Source organism: Mesorhizobium sp. P2_E10 (assembly GCF_056404235.1).
The window spans coordinates 1-17616 of the sequence record NZ_JBFUEK010000017.1 but is presented as its reverse complement, the minus strand read 5'-3'; the positions used below and the strand labels follow the sequence as shown (position 1 = coordinate 17616).

Annotated in this window: 14 protein-coding genes and 1 pseudogene; 9 read left to right on the top strand and 6 right to left on the bottom strand. The window is 58.7% G+C overall.

Features of this window, described 5'->3' with window-relative positions; all coding sequences use genetic code 11:
• Positions 1-81: 81 nt before the first annotated feature.
• Positions 82-828, bottom strand: coding sequence for a helix-turn-helix domain-containing protein (locus tag AC1D0N_RS27580; protein ID WP_477249280.1), 747 nt, complete (start codon positions 826-828; stop codon positions 82-84).
• Here AC1D0N_RS27580 and AC1D0N_RS27575 point away from each other — a divergent pair.
• The 3 genes from AC1D0N_RS27575 (at position 827) to AC1D0N_RS27565 (ending at position 3434) form a co-directional block, all read left to right on the top strand.
• The gene (locus tag AC1D0N_RS27575; protein ID WP_477249278.1) at positions 827-1960 is read left to right on the top strand and encodes a trans-sulfuration enzyme family protein; all 1134 of its coding nucleotides are present in this window, start codon (positions 827-829) and stop codon (positions 1958-1960) included. The two genes, AC1D0N_RS27580 and AC1D0N_RS27575, sit on opposite strands and share 2 nt — an antisense overlap.
• A gap of 127 nt (positions 1961-2087) precedes the next feature.
• Entirely contained in the window at positions 2088-2810 is a 723-nt protein-coding gene (locus AC1D0N_RS27570; RefSeq protein ID WP_477249276.1) for a B3/B4 domain-containing protein, read from the top strand.
• On the top strand, positions 2811-3434 hold the full coding sequence (locus AC1D0N_RS27565) for an FMN-binding negative transcriptional regulator (RefSeq protein WP_477249274.1): 624 nt from the start codon (positions 2811-2813) through the stop codon (positions 3432-3434). It begins immediately after the preceding gene.
• Between the two features lie 4 nt (positions 3435-3438).
• On the opposite strand, the pseudogene AC1D0N_RS27560 reads toward AC1D0N_RS27565, so the two are convergent.
• Positions 3439-3761: pseudogene (locus AC1D0N_RS27560) on the bottom strand (acetate--CoA ligase); the annotation flags it as partial.
• A gap of 294 nt (positions 3762-4055) precedes the next feature.
• Here AC1D0N_RS27560 and AC1D0N_RS27555 point away from each other — a divergent pair.
• A complete protein-coding gene (locus tag AC1D0N_RS27555; RefSeq protein ID WP_477249272.1) occupies positions 4056-5705 on the top strand; it encodes an MFS transporter in 1650 nt (549 codons plus the stop codon).
• A 371-nt stretch (positions 5706-6076) separates the two neighbouring features.
• Entirely contained in the window at positions 6077-6277 is a 201-nt protein-coding gene (locus tag AC1D0N_RS27550) for a hypothetical protein (RefSeq protein WP_477249270.1), read from the top strand.
• Between the two features lie 65 nt (positions 6278-6342).
• Here AC1D0N_RS27550 and AC1D0N_RS27545 read toward each other — a convergent pair whose 3' ends face one another.
• The 4 genes from AC1D0N_RS27545 to panB all read right to left on the bottom strand — a co-directional run bounded on the left by AC1D0N_RS27545 (position 6343) and on the right by panB (position 9760).
• Positions 6343-6546, bottom strand: coding sequence for a hypothetical protein (locus AC1D0N_RS27545; RefSeq protein ID WP_258597400.1), 204 nt, complete (start codon positions 6544-6546; stop codon positions 6343-6345).
• 812 nt (positions 6547-7358) lie between these two features.
• A complete protein-coding gene (gene pmtA, locus AC1D0N_RS27540; RefSeq protein ID WP_477249267.1) occupies positions 7359-7952 on the bottom strand; it encodes a phospholipid N-methyltransferase PmtA in 594 nt (197 codons plus the stop codon).
• A gap of 75 nt (positions 7953-8027) precedes the next feature.
• Positions 8028-8918 (bottom strand): pantoate--beta-alanine ligase, encoded by an 891-nt coding sequence (gene panC, locus AC1D0N_RS27535; protein WP_477249265.1) that lies wholly within the window; start codon positions 8916-8918, stop codon positions 8028-8030.
• Positions 8915-9760, bottom strand: a complete 846-nt coding sequence (gene panB, locus AC1D0N_RS27530; RefSeq protein ID WP_477249263.1) for a 3-methyl-2-oxobutanoate hydroxymethyltransferase — start codon at positions 9758-9760, stop codon at positions 8915-8917. The genes panC and panB overlap by 4 nt, the downstream gene beginning before the upstream one ends.
• Positions 9761-10403: 643 nt before the next feature.
• Here panB and AC1D0N_RS27525 point away from each other — a divergent pair.
• The 4 genes from AC1D0N_RS27525 (at position 10404) to AC1D0N_RS27510 (ending at position 17178) form a co-directional block, all read left to right on the top strand.
• Entirely contained in the window at positions 10404-12086 is a 1683-nt protein-coding gene (locus tag AC1D0N_RS27525; RefSeq protein WP_477249261.1) for a hypothetical protein, read from the top strand.
• Between the two features lie 248 nt (positions 12087-12334).
• Entirely contained in the window at positions 12335-14740 is a 2406-nt protein-coding gene (locus AC1D0N_RS27520) for a DUF4238 domain-containing protein (RefSeq protein ID WP_477249259.1), read from the top strand.
• 369 nt (positions 14741-15109) lie between these two features.
• Positions 15110-16183, top strand: coding sequence for a nucleoid-associated protein (locus AC1D0N_RS27515; RefSeq protein WP_477249257.1), 1074 nt, complete (start codon positions 15110-15112; stop codon positions 16181-16183).
• Complete coding sequence (locus AC1D0N_RS27510) at positions 16180-17178, top strand: GTP pyrophosphokinase (RefSeq protein ID WP_477249256.1); 999 nt, start codon at positions 16180-16182, stop codon at positions 17176-17178. Before AC1D0N_RS27515 ends, AC1D0N_RS27510 begins: the two co-directional genes overlap by 4 nt.
• The last annotated feature ends 438 nt before the right edge of the window (positions 17179-17616 follow it).

The window sequence follows — 17616 nt, the reverse complement described above, 5'->3', positions numbered from 1 at the left end:
GCCGCCGGATGTCTTGCGCGGTTCCCACGATGTCGGTTGCGCAAGAGCCAGATCCATCCGAAGCTGATCACGACGGATGGGTCATGCCTCCTCCCCGCGTTCGAGCACAGCCATTGAAAACGAAACAGGCTGATCGTCCGCGGCAGCATAGGAGTGCGGCTGATCGGTCACCAGCCGCGCGGCTTCACCGGCCTGCAATGTCATCGTCTCTGACCCGACGGTGATGTTGAGACTTCCTCGCACGACCGAAAGAAGCTCACGAGTGCCCCGGCTGTGAGCGTCTGAGCGATGAACGTCGCCGGGTACAATCGTCCAGGACCAGATTTCGAACATCGTCCGGCCTGAGGTCGAGGCCTCCAATTTCGCCTCGCTTCCTTGCAGTGTTTTCCAAAGTGTTGCGGGGTTGGTGCGCTCAATCGGACCACCCGAGACCTCCTCTGATGACGCGCTCAACAGATCGGTAACTGACAGAGAGAAGGCGACAGCCAGGCGGCACAACACGCCGATGCTCGGATTGGCCTTTCCCTGTTCGATGGCGACGACTGTGCCTTTCGACAGGCCGGAGAGCGCAGCAAGTCCATCCAGGCTCAAATTCTGGGCCCGGCGCAGATGTTGCACCCTCAACGATAGTGCCGTCCCAAGTTGCTTCTCCGTTGCCGCTGCTGTTTCATCATCGGTCATTATATTGACTTCCACTGACGGATCCCATACGGTCACTATAATGACCGGCGCGGACAGTTCAACCGCGCTGTCTCGAAACGCCAGGATCGATGTTCCTGGTCCTTCCAGCCCTATTCTGTCTGAAATCAAGCTGAGGAAGCGCACCATGTACCTCGAGACCAAGGCGATTCACGCGGGCCGGAAGGTCGATCCGTCCACCGGGGCCATCACCCTTCCGTTCCATCCCAGCACGACCTTCGAGCGAAGCGCGGACGGCTCCTTCCCGTCGGGCTACGAATATATCCGGGATGACAACCCGACGCGGCACGCGTTCGAGACGGCGATGGCTGCGCTCGAAGGCGGCCAGGCCGCTGTTGCCTTTTCGTCCGGCATGGCCGCGATCACCGCGGTGTTCGAGGGGCATGCTAGCAAGGGCAATCGCATCGTCGTACCGGACGACATGTATTTCGGCATCCGGTCGCTGATTGATGAAACCGACATCGGGCACAGGTTCGACTTCGTCGCCGTTGACATGCGCGACATGGACGCCTTGCGGGCGGCCGTCGGTGCCGCGCCCACCGGCCTCGTCTGGATTGAGACCCCCTCCAACCCGCTTATCCGTGTCGTGGACATCCGGGCGACTTGTGACCTCGCGCACGAGGCTGGTGCGCTCGCGGTGGTGGACAATACCTGGGCGACACCGATCCTGCAGCGCCCGTTCGAACTTGGGGCTGATGCCGTCATGCATTCGGCAACGAAATACATCGGCGGCCATTCCGACCTGATGGCAGGGATCGTCGTCCTGCCGGAGGCCTCGCCGCTCGAACGCCCCTTGCGCATGATTCAACGTCACAAGGGAAGCGTTGCGGCCCCCTTCGACTGCTGGCTGGCGCTGCGCGGGCTGCAGACCTTGCCGGTTCGTATGCGAGCCCATTGCGAGGGCGCTCAAAAGGTCGCCGAAGCCTTGCGAAAGCACTCCGCTGTTGAAGCCGTCCTCTTTCCTGGCCTACCGGGCGACCCGGGGCATGCGTTGGCCGCGCGGCAGATGTCGGGCTATGGTGCCATGCTTTCCTTCATCGTCGGCGGTGGTGCCGAGGCCGCTACGGCGGTTGCTGGCCGGCTCAAGCTCGTGGTGCGGGCCACGAGCCTCGGCGGCACGCACTCGCTGATAGAACACCGGGCCTCCGTCGAAGGGCCGAAGTCGATGGCTCCGTCGGGGCTCTTGCGACTCTCCGTCGGGCTTGAGCACCCACAGGACATCATTGACGATCTCGAGCAGGCTTTGTCGGTGGCCGGATGACCAGGCGGCCTTGTGCGACATGCGCGACCGGATTCCCACAAGTCCGAGGAGTTCGCCTTGCCCGCGATGTTCGATATTGCCCTGAATGAACCGTAACGCAGAGCCTTCCCGCAGGACGGAGCAGCCCATGTCTTTCACGCCCATGATCGCCCCCGAGATTTACGCCCGGCACCCGAGCTTTCACTTGCTGAGCATCGTCGTGCGAAACGCGGAAGTCGGCGCGCCTCAGGCCCCGGCGCTCGCTGACGTGATCGCGGCCGCGGAGCGGGCCGCGCTAGGCGGCGATGCCCAACGGGATGCGCATCTTGCGGCTTGGGCCGAAGTCTACAGAGCCTTCGGTGCCAACGCTAATCGAACACCCTGCTCGGCTGCCGCACTTCTCAAGCGGATACGCAAGGATGGCTCATTGCCACGGATTTCCCCGCTGGTGGATGCCTACAACGCCGTCAGCGTGCTCTATGGCGTTCCGGTTGGGGGTGAAGATCTCGATCACTATCAGGGTCTTCCAAGACTTCTGATCGCTACGGGGGCCGAGCCGTTCGACACCGTCCAGCAAGGTGAACCTGTCACCGAGCATCCAGAGCCGGGCGAAGTCGTCTGGTGCGATGACGCCGGAGTCACCTGCCGCCGCTGGAACTGGCGCCAGGGGCGTCGGACCATGGTGACGGCCGAATCGCGTTCCCTTTGGCTTGTACTCGAGGCGCTCGAGCCCATGCCTTCGGAGCGGCTGAGGGCCGCTGGGGCGCATCTGACCGAAGTGATTGAGGCACTGTGCCCAAATGCCCAGATCGAAATCGCTGGGTTGAATACGTCAACCGGGTGCTTGAGCCACACAATCGAGAGGAACTAAATGTACCGGCCCCGTCGATCTGTTGAAGACCGCCCCGATGTGCTTTTGGCCGCGATCCGCGAGATCGGCTTCGCCACGATCGTGACGCCGACGCCTGCAGGCATCGAGGCCACGCATGTGCCGACCATCGCGCGGCAGGCCCCGGATGGAGGCCTGATCCTGGCGGCCCACGTCGCGCGTGCCAACGCGCATTGGCGGGTACCGAAGGGCAGCGCCAGTCTCGCGATTTTTCAGGGCCCTCACACCTACATGTCGCCGCAGTGGTATCCGACCAAGCGCGAGACGGGAAAGGTCGTTCCCACATGGCTCTATATCGCCATACACGCGCACGGAAGCTTGACGGCGATTGAGGATAGGGACTGGCTGCGACGCCAGATTGGAGACCTGACAGACCGGCACGAGGCGACTCGCACAGCGCCCTGGAGCGTGTCGGATGCCCCGCAAAAATATATAGACAGCATGATGCGAGGCATTGTCGGTCTGGAGTTTCGCGTCGAGCGCCTCGAGGGAGCATGGAAACTGAATGAGGAAGAGAACGCCGCTGATTTGGACGGCACCTGCCGCGGGCTTGAAGCCGCCGGTCACGCGGGCGAGCTCTTGGCACGAGCCCTCGCCGAGCGTTGAAGGTCGTAGAGAAGTGCCCCCCGCGGCAGATCTGGATGAAGCGCTCATGATCGCCATAGACGTTGCGCATCTGGCCCGGCCATGAATCGGTGATGCAGAGATTGCCGTCGGCGGCCCCTTCCAGCACCTTGGCGTCCCCGTCGACCAGGGCCGCGTCGCCGATCCCGTATTGAGGTAGGTAGCGCCGGGGAGCGGCGTGATCAGGATGCCGCCAGTCTCGGTCTGCCACCAGGTGTCGACGATCGGCACCACGCGCGATTTGCGTGACGTCTTGGTAACATGGCTGTCGCCGGCGCCCATCAGCGCGCGCAGCGCCGGAGGGGACGACCTTTTCCCGAGGAGATGGAGTCTCGCCTGGCCGATGAAGGCCTCCCGACGACAACAACATCGACGTCCTCATCGAGCTCACCGGCGATGTCGTCTCAGCCTATTGTCCCAGCAATCACGAAGGCGCGTTGGTGGCAATTCCAGATGAAGCAATCGCTTGCGCCAGAGCGCCAGCGGTAAAAAATATCTTGCGCTGCGCCGACAAAATGCGCTCATGGTGCCATTCCTCCATGGGCACGTGCGCCGGGAGGGCACCTCTAACACGACCGATAGACCGAGGGAGGGCTCAACCCAATGAGCAGGGTGGCGCGCGAAGATGCGAGTCCGGCTTCGTCGGGGACATTTGCGCCGCTCGAGAATGCGACCTTTCGTTCGATCTGGCTTGCCACGCAGGTCGCCAGCCTTGGCTGGCTAATTCAGACTGTCGCCATCAGCTGGCTGATGGCGACCATCTCGACCTCCGACGTGATGGTCGCCCTGGTGCAGGCTTCGACCACACTGCCCGTCTTCGTCCTGTCGATCTTCGCCGGGGCCCTGGCTGACAATTACAGCCGCCGCAATCTCATGTTCGCCGGCTGGTGCGCGATATCGTTGTCCTCGGCAATGCTCACTGTTCTTGCGGCGCTGGGGATTTTCAATCCATGGATGGTTCTCGCCTTCAGCTGTTTGGCCGGAGCGGGCGCCGCTTTCACCGATCCTGCCTGGCACGCGTCGGTGGGCGATATCTTGCGAAAACGCGAAGTCCCGGCCGCAGTTACGCTCATCTCGGTTGGATACAACGCCATTCGAAGCGTCGGCCCGGCGCTCGGTGGCATCGTCGTAGCCTCCTTTGGACCTCTGACAGCTTTCGCTGTGGCGACACTTACCTATCTGGCCCTGCTCTGGACCATAGGGCGCCGCAAATGGGATGTTCGCGCTTCACCTCTCCCGCGCGAGCCATTGACCACTGCCATTCATGACGGCGCGCGCTTCACGGCCCTGTCGGCGGAGATCAAGGCGGCAATCGCGCGTGGAGCGCTTTTTGGCCTGACCAGCATCTCCATACTCGCGCTCCTGCCTCTCGTCGCCCGCGATCAGCTGGGGGGAGGACCAATCGTCTATGGTGTCCTGATGGCTGGCTTCGGGACGGGCGCCTTGTGCGTCGGCATTTGCAACAATGTCTTGAGGCGGTCGCTGTCCCAGGAGCGACTGACAACACTGGCGTGCATCGCCTGTGCAGCGTGTTGCCTGTCTCTTGCTCTCACGTCTTCCGTGGTGGTGGCGGCTATTGCGCTGGCGCTCGGCGGCGCGGGCTGGGTCGTCACCTGGACGGGGCTCGACGTGAGTGTCCAGTTGGCAAGCCCAAGGTGGGTCGTCGGCCGCACGCTCTCGATCCACTATGCCCTTTCGTCTGGCGGCATCGCGGCCGGCAGTTGGCTGTGGGGCACGGTGGCTGAGAACTATTCGCTCGCCTTGGCGCTGGAGGTTTCCGCTGGCGCGCTAATACTGGTCGCGGCCACCGGCTTCCTGATGCCTATCCGTCAATGGCAAGAGTCTGACCAGGATCCTTTTGGCTTCGAGACGCCGCAGCTCGCCCTCGACCTGAAAGCGAGAAGCGGGCCGATCGTCGTCAAGATCGAGTACGCAATACCGGAGGCAAACGTCGAAGCTTTCCTGGACCGGATGCAGGAACGGCGACGCGTGCAAAGCCGCGTCGGTGCGCGGCACTGGAACCTCCAGCGCGATCTTCAGGATCCTTTGCTTTGGACAGAGACCTTTCGCACGCCGACTTGGATGGACTATCTGCGGCTGAATCATCGGCTGACGACCGCGGACAAGGAGTTGGATCAATATCTGCTCGAATTGAACATGGGAACTCCGCCTCGTTCCAAGCTTTCGATTGAGCGACCGACCGGGGCAACCCGCAAGCGGGATCAATCGACGGGATTTTTCTTCCGGCTGTGATCGCAGGGTTGCACTGGCAAGGCTGGAATGGCGAGGCGACATGACCGGCTTGTGGTCCGGGAACGGTTGGAAACCAACGCCTACAAGCATGAGACCGTGAAGCATTCCAATCGCGCACATACGAAGCGCTCGCGCTATGAACTGCAGTTGGAAGCGACGATCCCGGACGCCGAAGAAATGGCTCTTTCCGAGTGCCATCAGCGCAACCGCCGGTCTTGCGAAGTGACGCGCCAGGTTTGCGTCCAGTAAGACGCATCCTTCGAAAACTCGGCGTTTGCGAGTTTGACAGACAGGGTGTCGTTGCTCGGTTCCCTCACGGAAGTGTCACGAATGACGGCTAACGTGCTCTTCCTTGGGGGAGCGATTCATCGTTGGTGGACGAACAGCAAGCGCATAGCGACGCCTACCGCCTTGAGCGCATGGACAATGGTCGCGCCATACCTCTTGCGATTTTCTATTCGGCGGCCGAGGCATTAGCCGTCTTAGGCTGTATGGTCGATGGCTACCGCTTGATGCTTGGCGACAGACAAGTATGGCCTGCATCCGGCGGTCATGACGGCATCGCAAGTTAGGCACGCCGACCGCTGGACGTTCGGTGTTGCCAAGACGTCTCTACTCCGCCTCGGCCGGACTGAATCTAGCTCCCCCTGGGGTCCAGTTTTGAGCGGATTGTCCCGATTGCCTTCATGATGGTGTCGGCGGCTTGCCGGTCCAGCGCGATGTCTAGCAGGCCTTCAGTTGTCCGGATCGAGAGAATGCCAAAGGTGCCTTTCTCGTCCATGACCGTGCCGACATGGATTTCCGTCGGCACGAAAGGCCGTGCTCTTTCCACACGTTTCATGGTTACTCGCGTCGCTTTGGGCGGCTTCCGACAATCACGCGCGAGCTCAAGCTTATGGTTAGACAGGCCCCGTTTCTTGTCTGGGAACGTCATCTCATGGCCGTAAATTGCCGCCCGATCTGAACGACACGGCGCGACAATGCTCTCGCTGAGGCAAACCGGAATGCGCCTGTAGGCTGCATTTTCTGCCACTTCCATAATTTCCGTGTGACCGTTACGGCGGTTTGCCGATGACACGGGAACGGCTGACAAGCGACCTCCGTTCTCCAAAGCAAGGCGGTTCAAGGAGCCTCACAATGACTATTGTGGTTCGCCTGTCGTATTTCCCAAGGCCATCGCAGGGTAGAGTGACAACGCTTCGCCGCTCGCGGCAGGGAATGGCAGATTCATGCCAAGTACGGCAAGACGGCGCAGACCGTCACGGTCCAAAGAAGACGTCACTTTCCAGAGGGAATCTTCATCAGGGGTCCGGCGATCGGGAGGTTCGGCCGGTGAATGGACGACGGCTAATGATGCGCTCCAAAGATAAATGGCACGATCCAGGCCAGACACCTGCGCGAATCGCCTCCCAAAAATGGCGGGCCGGTCCCGGTATCGAGACGCCGTCGCGAGATTTTCGCGGCCGTGGTGGCTTCTTTGTCTGTTGTCCGCAGGGCGAAGTGCGTAGCAGATGAGTGAGCGCTAGAAGGCATAGCCGCCTCCGCAAAGCGGTGGCGGCAACAAAAGCGCAATCGATGCGAATTTCGTGACGGCCACCGTCCTATGCTTCAGCACGATTTTGCGAACTGCCCGCCGTCTCCGCGCACACGCCGTCAGACTGCTCGTCGATATGTCCAGAGCTGTGCGGGCGGGATGTTGCGGACGACGAAATCATAGTGAGACACGACATAGCGGTCGGGCATTTTGATCACCGGCGACAAAGGTCCGTAAGTGATCTGAATCACCGGTCTCCCAGCAGGAAGGGCCAGCAAATCCTCGAGCAAGGCAACACGCTGTTCCATTGGAAAGCTCAACAGCGGCACCGCACTTATCACACAGTCGAATTGCTCCCCGCTGCGCTCGGCAAGCACTTCCTCCAGCGCGAACGCATCACCCAATCGAAAATCCACGCCCTGAAAGGCTCGCGTCAGGCGCTGATAGAAATCCTTGGAATATTCGACCGAAACCAGCTGATGCGGCTTGATGCCTCTTTCCAGGATTGCCTTGGTGATGACGCCAGTTCCCGCGCCAAGTTCAAGAACCGGCAATCCGGATGCCGGGTTAATGACGCTTGCCATGCGACGCGCAGCATGAACGGACGTTGGCATCAGCGCGCCCACTCGTTTCCTGTCCTTCTGCCAGCCCTTGAAGAATTGCACTTCTTCTTCAAACTTTCTGGCGAGGCGCTCCTTCAATCGAAAGACCATATCCACTCCCTGCTACGGCTATTTGTCTGGGTCATGGTGACGACGCACGTTTGTCCATGCCTTGCGGCTGCTCAATCATGCGGCATTGGCTGCCGCGAGCAGCTCGCCTTTGCGCCGCCCGGGCAGAACTCCGACGTTATCGATAAGCCGCGTCCCGCCGAGCCAGGCGGCGACGATCAGGCGGGCCGGTCGGTCCGCGGCGGATAGTGGCGACAAGTCATGGTCTGCTCGTAGCTCGAGATACTCGACTTCGTCGTAACCGGCAGCGAGGATCGCTTGCCTGGCCTCGGCGAGCACAAGCTCGGCTGGCAATCCCGCCGATAAACGCCCGGCCGAAGCCGATAGGACTTCGGCGAGCTTTGGCGCTGCCAGACGCTGTGCGGCCGAGAGCCTGACATTGCGCGACGACATCGCCAGGCCGTCGGCTTCACGTATCGTTGGACAGGCTACAATCTCGATCGGAATGTCGAGATCGCGCACGAGCCGGCGAACGACGTGCAGTTGCTGGAAATCCTTCTCGCCGAAGAAGGCGAGATCTGCACGCGTCTGGAGAAAGAGCTTGGCGACGACGGTTGCCACGCCGTCGAAATGGCCGCGACGGAATGCGCCGCACAGGCCATCGCTCACCCCACCCACCGACACCGTGGTGGCGAAACCTTCCGGATACACGTCCGCTGCATTTGGCGCGTAGAGCAGATGAGCGCCGAGCGGCGCAAGCTTGGCGGCATCGTCATGCTCAGTGCGCGGGTAGGCCGCGAGATCGGCCGCGCTGTTAAACTGTTTCGGGTTGACGAACAGCGTCACGATAACCCGGTCGGCCTTGGCGAGCGCGGCACGCACCAGGCTCAGGTGGCCTTCATGCAAGGCACCCATGGTCGGCACGACAGCGACCTTCAGGCCATTCTGACGCCATCCGGCCACAGCCATGCGCAACTCGGCGACGGTTCGTGCGATCGGAACGCTCATGCGCCTTCTCCACCATTGACCGTCCTTGGCGCATCGCCGAACAGATGCTCGGCCGCTGGAAAGCGGCGGTCGCGCACTTCCTGCGCATAGACCGCAATCGCCCCCTCGGCGACCTCACCAAGTTCGGCGTAGCGCTTGACGAATTTCGGCCGGAAGTCGCCGAAGATGCCCAACATGTCGTCGACGACGAGAATCTGCCCGTCACAGGCCGCCGAGGCGCCGATACCGATCGTCGGGATCGCTATCTCTGCGGTGATCCGGCCGGCGAGCGCCTCGGGGATCTTCTCCAGCACCACCGCGAATGCTCCGGCCTCAGCCACCGCACGGGCATCGCACAGGATGCGCTCGCCGTCCTCGCCCCTGCCCTGCACGCGATAGCCGCCAAAGGTATTGACCGCCTGCGGCATCAAGCCGACATGGCCCATCACCGGCACACCGCGTGAGGTCAGGAAGCGGATCGTCTCCGCCATTGGCTCGCCACCTTCGAGCTTGACCGCCGCGCAGCCGGTTTCCGCCACGACACGTGCAGCATTGCGAAAGCCCTGCTCGGGGCTTTCCTCGTAGGAGCCGAACGGCATGTCGACGATCATCAGCGCCTGCTCGAGGCCGCGTCGCACGGCCTGGCCGTGCATGATCATCATCTCAAGAGTCACGCCCAGCGTCGACGGCAAGCCGTGGAGCACCATGCCGACGCTGTCGCCGACGAGAACAATGTCACAATGCCGATCAACCAGCTTTGCGATCGGCGTGGTATAGGCCGTCAGGCAAACGAGCGGCGTTCCACCCTTCCGGGAACGGATATCAGGCGGTGTGATCGCCTTGATGTTAGCAACCGCGCTCAACAAGGGCTCCTTCCCCAACGTTACCAACCATTAGGGGCTGCGTTTGACACATTTTTGTGCAGGTGCGAAGAGCTAATAATGGCGGTGGCGCGTGACGTTGACGAGCCGACACTCACGTCAGAATCAATTAAATCGGTTAAGCTGCTTCAGCGTGCCCATCGAGGGATCATGGCTATCAGGCAAGGTCGAGCAACGCCGTCATTTCGACGGCGCCAAGGTGAGACATTGAGGCTCCCATCGGTTCGAACCCAATGGCAACGACCCATATTCCACACTCCCTTTTTATGCGACATGCGAAGCACAAATCATCAACATGGGATGACGGGGTATGGGGTTCAAATTCGCCGCCAGGCGTCAGCTTCGCGCCTAATGTCAGCCATTGTGACCAACCGGGCAGCATCCTAAATCCAGACATCGTTGGCGGCGGGCGTCAACTCTGAGACCGAGCGACTTGCGCACCCAATTGTATCGTTTCGAGAAGCTGGACCCTATTGGCTTCTTCCGTCTACCTAGGCACTAGTCACGTTTGAGACGCCCGTTTCCAACAGCGCGCGCCGCTACATAGCCGCCAAACGAGATGGATCTCATTGAGTTCTACGCCGATCTAATTCATTGTCCGCTCGGTGATTTGCGGGGAGCATGAGTGTCGGACGCCTCTGAAGAATTCTTAAAGTTTGAAGTGCATTCGGACGCCGCCGTCGCCAAACTATCACTTTGGCAACAACCGATACGAAGCATCCTTTCTTCCCTATACTTGTCGGCCGATTCCAAGTTCGTCGGTGGACGCTTCAACCGCAAAGTGCAGCGCGACGACGAAGTCGGAACAGCAATGATCAGCCGCATGTCCTATGTCAGCGGCTTTTTCGATAAATCCCCGCGACTGATCGGAGCCGATATAGATGACGCGCTGAGCGTTATCGACAAGGTGTTTCTGGCTGACATGGAGGAACTGCTCGGTTACGCTCATTTCTGTGAGATCATGCCCTTGGTGCGCCGGGAATTCTTCTCTGTCGAACGCCGGGCGTCCGGGTTCCATCTCGACCACCCAAGTCTGGAATTCAGGGAGCATGAGGAAACCGACATCCTGATGTCGGAGATGGTTTTGCCGCATGATGTGGCGCCGCCACCTTACCCGATCGAGCACTGTTTGCGGATGGTGAAGGCGTGGCCAAAAATTCCGGCAGACGAGTTCATCGGGGTCCTCAGGCCAGCTTACAACCACTATATCAAAAACATTTTTGAGCTTCCGCTGCTCGACGACGATGCGTTCGCTAAGAGCTTCGGGTTCGCGCGGCAAGAATTCTTAGGGATGCGTGCCGCACTTATGGGTTATGCGGACTTTTGCCTCGGAATGGCCGACGCGGCGGAATCGTTGTCCATGCGCGCACTTCCACGTTATCGGCGTGCAGCTCTCGAGAAAGAGGCGAGAGAATGGGCATCTCCGCTCCTTGACAGGAACCATGTAATCGGAGTTGCCGCCGGGGTGGCTGGCGTGGAGCCATCAGTAGCCGAAAAGATCGTCGATCTTTTCACGATCATTTTGGGCGATATCAAGAAGTCCGGCGGCGGTGAAGGCTTCTTCCCACCCTTCCTTAGGATCGACAACGCGTTGCTGTTTTCTCCTCATGCAGTCAAACGCATGATGCCCGAAAGAAATCTGCTCTACAGGCTGGTCCGAACCGACCAGAAGACCTTCGACAATATCGTATCGAACCATCTCGAACCCTCTCTCCTGAAAGATGCGATCGAGTGCCTTTCTAGTATGGACGGAGTTGAGGTCCGGCAGGGTGTCCACTGGCAACATGGCGAGATTGATCTCCTCGCCTTTCATGAACCGACGAACACCGCGCTGCAAATCCAGGCAAAGGCTGCCGTGCCTCCGCAAGGCGCGCGAATGGTCGCTCAGATAGAGTCTCGTACCCTTGAAGCGGCAAAACAGATCAAGCGCTTTCTCGATCTCAACGGAGACGAAAAAGACAAAATCTGTTCTTTGGCCTTTGGGAGAAAACTAGAGAAAGTGACCTGGAGTAGCGGGGTAATGGTTCGCACCTGTTTTGGGACCGAAAAAGCCTGGAAGGGAATCGCTGGATACGTGCCGTTGAACCCGGTATTGCTCAAGGCAGCGATCAAGAGAATGACGGGTGAGAATGGATCGTTTGCTCAGATCGAAGCCGTCGTCGAAGATGAGTTGAAAGAGCTTCGGACGAGGGCTCTGATGGGCTGGCACCACAAGAGCTTCAAGCTATTCGGTGAGACAATTGAACTGCCTCTGCTGAATTTGGACTACGATGCGATTTCGGCCTTTCGCAAGGCGGCGCTGAGTTGAGGTAAAGTTACAGATTCAAGAAGCAAAGAGCCTGGCTTGGATTGCTGTCCGCATGAGCATGTTGTTGGCCGAAAACTGGCTGTCCGCAATGGCGCCTTCGTTTCCGGCAGCCGACATCATTGGGTGGCACGAACGAGGTTGATCAAGTGCGGGAAAGGACCTTGCCCTTTGCATCTATCGACACGATCTTGGACCAATGTCAGGGCAATTTGCCCCGGAACCCCAGAATTTTGTTCCGATGAGGGTTCATGTCGGTAACGAGAAAGAACCATTTCGTTCCTCAATGGCATCAGGAACGGTTTTTCGCAGACGGGAAGAACACTCTCTTCTACCTAAACCTCGCCCCGCCCATGCACAACAGGCGGGATGGAAGCCCCAAGCCTGGCAATTCATTGTTCAGATCGCCGACGTCACGCGCATTCGTACAGCAGGATCTCTATTCTACCTTCTTCGGAACTGACGTGGACGATCAGATCGAACGCAAGCTGTTCGGCGATATCGATGGCCGAGGGGCAGAGGCGGTTCGAGCTTTCACTGGCACCGATCAGGCAGCGTGGCATTCTAATTTCGAGAACTTCTTCGAGTACCTTGATATCCAGAAGCTGCGAACGCCGAAGGGATTAGCTTGGTTACGCAAGCAATATCCCGAGCTATCGCAGAATGAGTTAATGCAGGAGATGCAAAGCATCCAAATGCTGAACATCACAACGTGGATGACGGGGGTTCGGGAGATCGTATCGGCTGAGAAATCGCCCACGAAATTCATCGTTACCGATCATCCGGTCACGATCTACAACCATGGCGTAGCACCGACGGATTCCAGAAATCAATATCCTGATGATCCCTCCATCGCATTGAAGGGATCGCAGACCGTCTACCCGCTCGGCGCCGACCATTGCCTGATCCTGACCAACCTAGAATACGCGCAAGAGCCGGGCGTCGACCCATTGGTTAAGAGGACGTTCGCCCGGCGCTTCCACCCGGCGATGGTGTCAACAATCAATTTCATCCGAACCCGGCACCTAACGCAACAGCAGGTGGTTGAAGTCAACTTCATCATGAAGGCCCGTGCCGAGAAGCACATCGCGGCCGGTCGCGAAGAATGGCTCTACCCGGAGAAGACAGTCACGAAGTCATGGTGTGATCTGCGTGCGACCCTTCTGCCACCCCAAAATGGGCTCTTCCACTTCGGTGGCGAAATGTACGTTGGCTACGAAGATGGTCGGGTCGACTACCAGGATCAGTTTGGAAGGTCGGAAAAGCCGCGTCCCTGGTTGATAAAGCCCGCCCGGGCTCAACCTCTAAAACCGCGTGACATTTGCGGCTGCGGCTCCGGTTTCTCCTTCGGGGATTGCTGCAAGTCTAAGCCAGCGCACCTACGAGTCATTTGGTCGGAGAAGAGCATCAGAGAGCGAAATTTGATGCTGCTGACCGGCGTAGCCAACCTGTTTGAGATGGCAGGTAAGGACTGGAATACCGTTCGTAAGGAGATGACCGACGAAAGGATATCGAAGGTCTACAGCATGTACGAATCTCTCTGGCCTCGCGAGACAGATTTGCTCTCCCTGCTGCCCAAGCCCGATGGAACGCTGCGTTCGGTTTACACCGGGTCGCTGCACCCTAAGCTCATCACTGAATTCGCTTTGGGGTCATCGCTCTATTTCGGTGAAATTATAATTCAGCACCCGTTCATCAACCCCAATTCGCTAGCAAAAAAAATGCGTCCAACCGAGGATCCGCACGCCTTTCGCGGCGAGATCCTGAAGTCGCTGATGACGTTCCTAAACATTATGCCATTGGTCGAAATTGGTCTTGTTCACCTTATCCCGGACCCTTGTGATTTCGACCTGCACCTGCGCGACCAGATGATGCACATGGCGAGCGCGCGCCGAAAAATGCCGAGGTTCGATCCCAAAGATGACCCCAGAATGGAAAAAGTCATCCAGGAAGATATGCATCGAACGATGCTTGGAATACCTGAAAAGGCACTGCGCTCACTGCTGGCAAAGATGCCGCAACCGGACACGACCTTAGACGTCGACGAGATGATGCCGTTCATTGAACAGATAAGGTTGGACGATCCTCTGGCCGTTCTGCAGGAAAACTCTCTTGGATCAGGCGGCCAGTTGGAAATCATGAAGATGGCGCCGAACTTCGAGATGGCAATGTATCTCGCTCAGGCGACGGGCGCGCAGATACTCACCGATAGCCCTTTCAGGTGGCGGGAGTTGCAAGCGGCGCTCAACCGCCGCTACATCGGTACCGAACCTGCGCTTCAAAATTTGCAGGTTGCCATCCAAGCGGCGCCTTTTCGGTTTCCGGTTGACCACCAAGCGATCGAGGCGCTGGGGGCAAGCGGGGCGTCTGCCGAGATCACGTCGGTGTTTCGCTCGGCCTTCAACTACATTAGAGATCGAAAGGTGGGAGGAACAAAACCCAATTTCGAAAAGCACCTTGCCGCACGTTTCTTGCGAGGCAAGCGAGCTGCAGATGCCGCTATGGACAGAGCGGAAATCCAATACAGTACCGGAAAAGTAACCAGTCTATTTCGGGTCAAAGGCTTCCAGGACAATACGGTCAACAGGTTGCTGCTGATGTCCAGTTCGGAACACCATCTTCCTTGGGTGCCGATGGCGACCTATATCAGCCGCTAGACCATGGCCGGTCCTCATGGTGCCCGAGTAGTGCAGGCAGTGCTGCGCATTCTCTGACGTTGATCTTAATGCGATCATCTGGCCCTGGCCCCACCGTATCCACTCAGAACGGCAGAATTCGGCGTTTTCTATCCGAAAGCTGCTAGGCCGCTTCCGGCCCAATAACTACCGCCAGCCCTTGGCAGCTAACCCAAATGGCTCCGCTATGTTCGGCGGTCGGTGTTCTGCTCGTCGAACTGCGCGGGAAAAGTTTGCGGGCCATTACGGAAGGGGGCTGTAAGGCGAAGGCCTGTCGCCAATCAGAGAAATCTTTACCTCATCCAGGATATCGTGCAACTACTTACTCTATTGGGGTGGGAGGGGACAGCGATGTTGTTTGAGAATCTAAAGGTGAATCGCATTGCGGTTCACGAGGTTTTTCGTCGCAACGATGACAAATCTATTCAGCCACCAGCGTATGCTAATAGTCTGGAAGTCCTGAGCGCTGAGGCGATCGGCGCCTTCAGACTCCGCATGACGGATGCACTATCGGGTCAAACCCAAAGCCTGCAGATGCGAATTGTGAAGGTTGGTGCCGGCAGCTTCTTGGAGACAGCAGAAGGACTAGTCGGTTCCGACGACACAGCGTTCCTGTCGGGCTCCAAGGAAATCGCCACCAAACTTGCTGAGTCACAGTTAGCCCGGCGCATACCGGGCGGCATGGTCATTGTGTTCGATGGGACGGTAGGCGCAGAATCCGTTCCCTTTGTAGGCGTCATTAAGGCTGAAATCCAACAAGGCTTCCGGCGCTCCATCGCGGGCGCCAAGGCTATCATCGAGTTTCTCAATAATATCTTCCTCACCCCTGCGACACGTCTCTACAAGATTGGCGTGATGGCATTTGATGACACGACAAAAGCGAAGCCTGACGGCCGGCGCGCCTTCATCTTCGACAGCAACATCTCAGCCAGCAATCGAGAGGCTGCAGCGACGTATTTTTATGATGGCTTTCTTGGCTGCGCGTTGCCCAGCGATGGCCCCTACGAAACCATGAGGTTCTTCGACCTGACAAAGGAGTTCATTCGTGGCTCTGACATGCAGCCTGAGAAGAAGCGCGATATGGTCGACAGCCTCTATGTGTTCGTTCGGGACGAGCAAGACCCGACGTTCACTGCTGACCAGTTTGGCAGTAGATTTCTACCGGTGGAACTCAAAGACCCCTATGCTGATTTCATGACCACCAAGAGGTTCACTCCGAATGCGGTCGTGAGAGATACGTCGCAGATGGGCAATCGACTTCGCAGGCGCCGGCTAAAGTTTGGCGGCGACATTGAGCTGTCCGCTTCACCCGAGGCACTGAAGACCAAGGTGCATATGGAAGCGATTCCGGCTGACGGGGTCCTCGGCGATAGTGATGGCTGGACGCGCGTAATCATCCGCGAGCGGCTAACAGGCGAGCAATGACCGACCGCGAAACTAGGCTCGTCGAACGGTGGCGCGCCGAGCGCCCGATGTATGCTGCATGGGGAAACTTTGTCGCAGCGACCTTGACTGATGCCGTAGCCAAGGAAATCCACCCAGCTGCTGTGGAACTATTCCTGCGTATTCCCATCAGCCCGCGGACGAAGGAAGAGCCATCGCTCTTGGCGAAGGCTTTCAGGCGAGGAAAGCCCTATACGGACCCGTACAACGATATCGAAGACAAGGTCGGTCTGCGTTTCGTTGTCCTGGTCTCGGCCGACATCAAGATTGTAGAGCGGGCAATCATTACCTGCCCGAACTGGACGGCGGTGCTCGCGAGGGACTACGAAGAGGAGAGAAGGCAGCGGCCATACGAATTCGACTATCAGTCGGTTCATTACATCGTTCGGTCCAAGGACCAGTTGACGTCTGACGGCGTGACCATCCAAGCGGGCACCCCCTGCGAAATTCAGGTCCGCACGATACTCCAGCACGCCTACAGCGAACTAACCCACGACACGATATACAAGCCTAGCGTCCAGGCCTCGCCTGAAGTGAAGCGCTCAGCTGCTAAGAGCATGGCCTTGATGGAGGCCACGGACGACTACTTCATGAGGGTAAGGGAATGGTTGGACGCGGCACTTGCTCCAAGTCGCGAGGTCTCGGCAGCCGTCGACCGCTTGTATCGTTCCCTTACCGGGTTGAAGCCTGAACCGTCGCCGCTCGATACATTGCTAATTGACCACTTTGGACAATGGGCAAAGGAGGGGTTCGAGGTAGACCTAAAGAAGTTCCTTGATGATAAGGCGTTTCTCGCGGACCGCATTAGAGACCGCGCCCCGGCAGACCTGCTATTCCGTCAGCCCGCCGTCCTCATGGTATACTGGGCCATCAAAGTTGCACCTCGCAGCGCGGCCGAGAATGGTCCGCTTACTGACGAAGAGCTTGCCCCAATATACAGCGACCTCGGCTTGGCTCGGCCCGCAGCGCAAGGGTAGTCGCTTCGCGGAGGTCACCGAACAGGTCAGGTAGAATGCTGGATCATATGTTGGTGCCATATACTGCTCCTAGCCGCCGCTCCCACTACATCTGGATCAGCCCGTGGACCCGATGATCTCATTCATACGGGAAGTCGCCCGACCAAGAGACTCAGAGCTCAAAGACGTGGAGGGCTCGAACTGGACCAGAATGTCTTCTGTGGATGGCTCCCGCATTGCAAGGGGTGATTTGACGTTTTTGACGATTGGGTCAGGTGCAGTCTTCTGTCCGGCCTGTTGATGCAGTCGTTCATGTTGACCGCTGGCCTTGATGGTATCCGCGAGTCAGGTCCCACTCTGCTTTGCGGGCAATGACGCCCACGACATTCGCACGGGTTATCCCAGCTCCCGGTATGACCGGTTCGCCATCACATCTCATCGCCCTTGCAACTGGTGAAC